This window comes from Streptomyces milbemycinicus, assembly GCF_002154605.1.
GTDB lineage: Bacteria > Actinomycetota > Actinomycetes > Streptomycetales > Streptomycetaceae > Streptomyces > Streptomyces milbemycinicus.
The window spans coordinates 21,775-27,869 of record NZ_MUNE01000388.1 but is presented as its reverse complement, the minus strand read 5'-3'; the positions used below and the strand labels follow the sequence as shown (position 1 = coordinate 27,869).

General features: G+C 72.5%; 6 protein-coding genes. All 6 read left to right on the top strand.

The features are described from left to right. The coding region (locus CCN51_RS29670; RefSeq protein WP_245881704.1) for an LLM class flavin-dependent oxidoreductase at positions 1-1,158 on the top strand (1,158 nt) is incomplete at its 5' end. Beyond that, entirely contained in the window at positions 1,155-2,477 is a 1,323-nt protein-coding gene (locus CCN51_RS29665) for an NtaA/DmoA family FMN-dependent monooxygenase (RefSeq protein ID WP_014180833.1), read from the top strand. The genes CCN51_RS29670 and CCN51_RS29665, both read left to right, overlap by 4 nt. A gap of 262 nt (positions 2,478-2,739) precedes the next feature. Continuing rightward, positions 2,740-3,642 carry a S1 family peptidase gene (locus tag CCN51_RS29660; protein ID WP_014180834.1) on the top strand — a complete coding sequence of 301 codons (903 nt, stop codon included), beginning with the start codon at positions 2,740-2,742 and terminating at the stop codon, positions 3,640-3,642. Positions 3,643-3,906: 264 nt separating this feature from the next. Then, positions 3,907-4,857: a slipin family protein gene (locus tag CCN51_RS29655; RefSeq protein ID WP_014180835.1), complete on the top strand. Its 951-nt coding sequence runs from the start codon at positions 3,907-3,909 to the stop codon at positions 4,855-4,857. A 179-nt stretch (positions 4,858-5,036) separates the two neighbouring features. Then, positions 5,037-5,231 (top strand): hypothetical protein, encoded by a 195-nt coding sequence (locus tag CCN51_RS29650; RefSeq protein ID WP_014180836.1) that lies wholly within the window; start codon positions 5,037-5,039, stop codon positions 5,229-5,231. A 176-nt stretch (positions 5,232-5,407) separates the two neighbouring features. Then, positions 5,408-6,070, top strand: a complete 663-nt coding sequence (locus CCN51_RS29645) for a hypothetical protein (protein WP_238545495.1) — start codon at positions 5,408-5,410, stop codon at positions 6,068-6,070. The last annotated feature ends 25 nt before the right edge of the window (positions 6,071-6,095 follow it).

Here is a 6,095-nt window from a genome sequence, read left to right as displayed (position 1 = left end):
CCCCGCGGGGCACGCCCCGCGCCCCGGCCCCGTCTGCTCCACCTGGCCGCCGCCGTCGACGGCACCGGGCAGTACCAGGCGCCGTACTTCGTCGAGCTCGCGCGCCTCGCCGAGCGCGGCATGCTCGACTTCATCACCCTGGACGACTCCCTGGGCCCGCTGGGGGAGGGGCAGGGCAGGCTCGACGCGCTCGCGGTGCTCTCGCGGGTGGCGCCCGACACCGGGCGGATCGGCCTGGTGCCGACCGTCACCACCACCCACACCGAGCCGTTCCATCTCTCCTGCGCCGTGGCCACCTTGGACTGGGTCAGCCGCGGCCGGGCGGGCTGGCGGGCCGAGGTGTCGGCGACGGAGGCGGAGGCCCGGCTGATCGGCCGCCGCACCGCCGCCCCCGCCGAGGAGCTGTGGGCGGAGGCCGGGGAGGTCGCGGACGTGGCCGCCCGGCTGTGGGACAGCTGGGAGGACGACGCCGAGATCCGCGATGTGGCCACGGGCCGCTTCGTCGACCGCGACAAACTGCACTATGTCGACTTCGAGTCCGCCCGGTTCAGCGTGCGCGGCCCATCCATCGTGCCCAGGCCGCCGCAGGGCCACCCGGTCGTCGTGGTCGACGCCACCGACCCGGTCGCCCGGCGGACCGCGGCCCGCCACGCCGATGTGGCGTACGTCCGGGCCGCCACCCCCAAGGCGGCCGGCGCGATCCGCGACGAGCTGCGGCGGCGCGCGGTGGCGTACGGCCGCGACGAGAACGCGCTCACCGTGCTCGCCGCCCTCGCGGTCGACCTGTGCGAGGGCGAACCGGCCTCCGAACTCCCGCCGCCCGTCGGCCCGCTGGCGGCGCGGGCCGACGGGCTTCCGCTGTACCACGGCGGCCCGGTCGACCTCGCGGAGCTGATCGCGCGCTGGCACCAGGCGGGGGCCGTGGACGGCTTCCACGTCACGCCCGTCGTACCGCGCCTCGACCTGGAGCGTTTCGTCAACGGCACGGTGGCGCTGCTCCAGCACCGCGGGCTCTTCCGCACCTTCTACCCCGGCACCACGCTCCGCGACCACCTGGGCCTGACCCGCCCGGCCAACCAATACGCACAGCCGAACGCACAGCCAAACGCGCAGCCGAACACACAGCCGCACGCGCAGCCGAGGGAGGCGGTCCGATGAGCGACGGGGCGGCGAAGACGATGCACCTGGCCGCGCACTTCCCAGGGGTCAACAGCACCACCGTCTGGACCGGCCCGCGGTCCGGGAGCCAGATCGAGTTCTCCTCCTTCGAACACCTCGCGCGCACCGCCGAGCGCGGCCTGTTCGACTTCTTCTTCCTCGCCGAGGGGCTGCGGCTGCGCGAGCACAACGGCCGCATCCACGACCTCGACGTGGTCGGCCGGCCGGAGTCGATCACGGTGCTCAACGCACTGGCCGCCGTCACCGAGCGGCTGGGCCTGGCCGCCACGGTCAACGCGACCTTCAACGAGCCGTACGAACTCGCCCGCCGGCTGGCCTCGCTGGATCACCTCAGCGGCGGTCGCGCGGCCTGGAACGTGGTCACCTCCTCCGACGCCTTCACCGGCGAGAACTTCCGGCGCGGCGGCTATCTCGACCGGGCCGACCGCTACACCCGGGCCGCGGAGTTCGTCGCCACGGCGCGCGAGCTGTGGGACTCCTGGCCGGACGGCGGCGCCCCCGGCACCTTCGACCACGCCGGGCCGCAGTTCCGGATCTCGGGGCGGTTCGGCGTGCCGCGCAGCCCACAGGGCCATCCCGTGATCATCCAGGCCGGGGACTCCGACGAGGGGCGCGAGTTCGCCGCGTCCGCCGCCGACATCATCTTCACCCGGCACGGCACGCTGGAGTCGGGCCGCGCCTTCTACGCCGACGTCAAGCGGCGGCTGGCCGACTACGGCCGCGCGCCCCAGGATCTGAAGATCATGCCCGGGGTGACCTACGTGCTCGGGGACACCGCGGCCGAGGCGCAGGAGAAGGCCGCCGAGATCCGCCGGCAGCAGGTCTCCCCGCAGACCGCGATCCTCACCCTGGAGCAGATCTGGGGCGTGGACCTGTCCGGCTACGACCCGGACGGGCCGCTTCCGGACATCGATCCGGACCCCGACTCCGGGCGGGTCCAGGGCCGGGTGCGGCGCGGCGATCCGGGCGCCCTGGCCGCCAAGTGGCGGGCGCTGTCGGAGGAGAAGGGGCTGTCCATCCGGCAGACCGTCATCGAGGCGACCGGGCGGCAGTCCTTCATCGGCACACCGGAGGCGGTCGCCGAGGAGATGGCCGCTTTCGTACGGGCCGGGGCCGCCGACGGCTTCATCCTCGTACCGCATCTGACCCCCGGCGGGCTCGACGAGTTCGTCGACCGGGTGGTGCCGCTGCTCCAGGAGCGCGGTGTGTTCCGGACCCGGTACGAGGGGAGAACGCTGCGCGAACATCTCGGTCTTTCACGGCCCGGGGCGAAGTCGTCGGCAGCGAGCGGAACCTGATCCCCCGCCGACTCGTCGAACCAGGTACCCGAGGGGATGGGTGCACAGCCCCGGTGGCCGGAAGCCGCCGGGGCCATGCGACTTGTGCCGACGACTTTTTTAATTGTCCTCTTGCGCACCTTGGTTGACTCCACGAATACTTCCGGGAGCGCTTGTCAGGGGCACGCCGGAAACGACCGCGGCGTTCCTGTTCGTGTGCTCGTTGACTGCGCCTCACGGGCCTGCCCACCCAAGCGGACCCCCGATTCCCTCGGAGGAAGAGTTGAGGATCAAGCGCACCGCCCCCCACAGCAAGCACGCGAGACGCCTCGCCCTGGTCGCCGCCACCTCGGCCCTGGTGGCCGGGACGGCGCTCGCCGCCCCCGCCTACGCCGGAAGCGACGCGACTCCCAAGACCACCGCGGCCGAGGCCAAGGCGGCCGGCAGCGCCGTGCTCGAGGCCGACGTCGCGGGCACCGCCTGGTATGTCGACAAGGCGACCAACACCCTTGTGGTCACTGCCGACAGCACCGTCTCGCAGGCCGAGATAGCCAAGATCAAGAGCACCGCCGGCGCGAACGCCGACGCGATCGAGATCAAGCGCACCCCGGGCAAGATAAACAAACTGATCTCCGGCGGCGACGCTATCTACGCGGATAGCTGGCGCTGCTCCCTCGGCTTCAACGTGCGCAACAGCAGTGGCGCCAACTACTTCGTCACCGCCGGTCACTGCACCGACGGCGCGGGCACCTGGTGGAGCAACTCCGGCCACAGCACGACCATCGGCCCGACGGCCGGCTCCAGCTTCCCGACCAACGACTACGGTCTGGTCCGGTACAGCGGCTCGGTGACCCCCACCGGCAACGTCGGCAGCCAGGACATCACCAGCGCCGCCAACCCCACCGTCGGCCAGACGGTCACCCGCCGCGGCTCCACCACCGGCATCCACAGCGGCCGGGTCACCGCGCTGAACGCCACGGTGAACTACGGCGGCGGTGACATCGTCTACGGCATGATCCAGACCACCGTCTGCGCCGAGCCCGGCGACAGCGGCGGCCCGCTGTACGCCGGCACCACCGCCCTCGGCCTCACCTCCGGCGGCAGCGGCAACTGCACCTCCGGCGGTACGACCTTCTTCCAGCCGGTCGTCGAGGCGCTGAACGCGTACGGCGTGAGCGTCTACTGATCCGCTGATCCACCCGATCCACTGCTGATCCACCTGATCCACCCGATCCACGGCCGGTACGGATCCCCACGGCCGTAGCGACCCACGGCCGGCTGCCCGGCCGAGCCCCGTGACCCCCGCCCGGTCCTCCGGGCGGGGGTTCCTGCCGTTCCGGGCGATTTCGGTTGCCGACGCATCCCTCCCCGGCCCGTCGGGGCGGGACTATCGTTGACAACAACGCCCCAAATGGGGCATCGCTCGCGATACGGCAGGCAGGTGGCCGTGATGGTCCAGGAGCTTGTGACAGCAGGCGCGGTCGTGCTCTCGTGCGGGGCCGTCTACGCGATGGCGGCGGCGCGCGTGATCAAGCAGTACGAGCGGGGCGTGGTCCTCCGGCTCGGCCGGCTGCGGTCGGGGATCCGGCCCCCGGGGTTCACGATGATCGCTCCGGGCTTCGACCGGCTCCGCAAGGTGAACATGCAGATCGTGACCATGCCCGTGCCCGCCCAGGAGGGCATCACCCGGGACAATGTGACCGTGCGGGTCGACGCGGTCGTCTACTTCAAGGTCGTGGACCCGGCGGACGCGATCATCCAGGTCGAGGACTACCGCTTCGCGGTCTCCCAGATGGCCCAGACCTCGCTGCGTTCGATCATCGGCAAGAGCGACCTGGACGATCTGCTGTCCAACCGCGAAAAGCTCAACCAGGGCCTGGAGCTGATGATCGACAGCCCGGCCGTGGGGTGGGGCGTGCATATCGACCGGGTGGAGATCAAGGACGTCTCGCTGCCGGAGACCATGAAGCGCTCCATGGCCCGCCAGGCCGAGGCCGACCGGGAGCGGCGGGCTCGCGTCATCAACGCGGACGCGGAGCTCCAGGCATCGAAGAAGCTGGCGCAGGCGGCCGAGCAGATGTCCGCCACGCCGTCCGCGCTGCAGCTGCGGCTGCTGCAGACCGTGATGGCGGTGGCCGCCGAGAAGAACTCCACGCTGGTGCTGCCCATCCCCGTGGAGCTGCTGCGCTTCCTCGAGAGGGGCCAGGAGGCGCCCCACTCCGACGGCACCCGGGCCGCCCCGGAGCCCCGGCCCGCGGATCGGCCCGCGGATCGGCCCGCCGCCGCGGCATCCGCCGGTATGCCCGAGCTGGTCGAGCCGGATGAGCCCCGTGCCGAGCCCCGTCCGCGCCGTGAAGTGCGGACGGAGACGGGCCCCGAGACCGTGACCCGCCGGAGCTGATCCCCGCACCAGCGGCACAGCAGAGCCAGCGGTCCGCGTCGGCGGACCGCTGGCTCTGCTGTGCGCCGCTATGACTAATGATTTCCCCTTTTGGGTCGGTGTGTCGTGCTTGGGGATCTCTCATGGGATTTGATAGGGAAGCATCCACGTAATGTTGGCGCTCTTCACCGGGAGTGACGATGCTGGTCGAAAGACAACGGCGAGACGGCCTGACCCTGGACGCGGAGTTGCTGGAGGGGCTGATGGCGCGGCCTGAGGCGCCGGTGAGCGGCGCTCCGCTGCACACCCCGGCCATGACAACCCTGGTCGTGATGGTGCTTTCGCCGAAGGAGCCGAAGGAGCCGAGGGACCCGAAGCAGCCTCGGCGCCGGTGATCACCGAGCGGTCACACGCTGCGGTCAGCGCATCGGCCGAGCTCTTGGCGCGCTGTGCCCTCGATGCCCTGCGGGGCACCGGGGGCACGGCTGTCGTGGCGGCACACCTCCGGGCGGCGGATTCTCAGGCGGCGCATCGCGAGCCGTCCGTAGCCGGCGACGGAGGCGGCGCGACGGTGACATCGAGCGCGGCGGTCGCGGTGGGCGCCGTGCGCGTTCTGGGGGCCGATGCGCTGGCTCCGTATGTGCTGACCGGCCGGGCCTTGCTGCCGGAGGAGTCGGCCGCCGTACGCCTCAGCCTCTCGGCGCTGCCTCCCGTACAGCGCCCGCCCGCCGCGCCGCCGGACGGGCGGGAGCGGCCGTGGCTCCGGGCCTGGATCGACTGGGGGCTGGTCGCCGTGGCGGCCCGGCTCGACCCCGACCCGTGGTGTGTCGCGGCACCGGTGCCGCAGGGGCCGCCGCCGTGTGACGACAGCGCGCCCCGCCACCGCTCGGCCGATGGCGCGGTCGGCGGCGAGGGCTGGGTGCCCTGGTCGCTACGGATGGGGCAGTTGGCGTCGCTGGCGCTGCCCGGTCTGGACGGGCCCGTGCACCAGGCCGCGCGCTCCGGCGCCCTGGCCCTGGCCCGCGGCGCCACCCGCGCGCTGCTGCGGCGGGACTTCGCCACCGCGGCGCGTATCACCCGCTGGCTGGCCTGGCTGGCCGCCGACGGAGTCGCGCTCCCGCTGGATGTGGCCCTGCTGACCGAGGACATCGCGCTGCGCGGCGGCGACGACCGCTGTCTGCTGGACGCGGCGATCGCCCGCCGGCTGCTCGGCCTGGAGGTGCCCACCACATGAGCGCCGCGCAGCGACGGAGGAGCGA

What these genes read in the sequence shown, in the direction of transcription:
- CCN51_RS29655 (WP_014180835.1), top strand. Translation starts at nt 3,907, where the DNA reads ATGGTCCAGGAGCTTGTGACAGCAGGCGCGGTCGTGCTCTCGTGCGGG.
- CCN51_RS29665 (WP_014180833.1), top strand. Translation starts at nt 1,155, where the DNA reads ATGAGCGACGGGGCGGCGAAGACGATGCACCTGGCCGCGCACTTCCCA.
- CCN51_RS29650 (WP_014180836.1), top strand. Translation starts at nt 5,037, where the DNA reads ATGCTGGTCGAAAGACAACGGCGAGACGGCCTGACCCTGGACGCGGAG.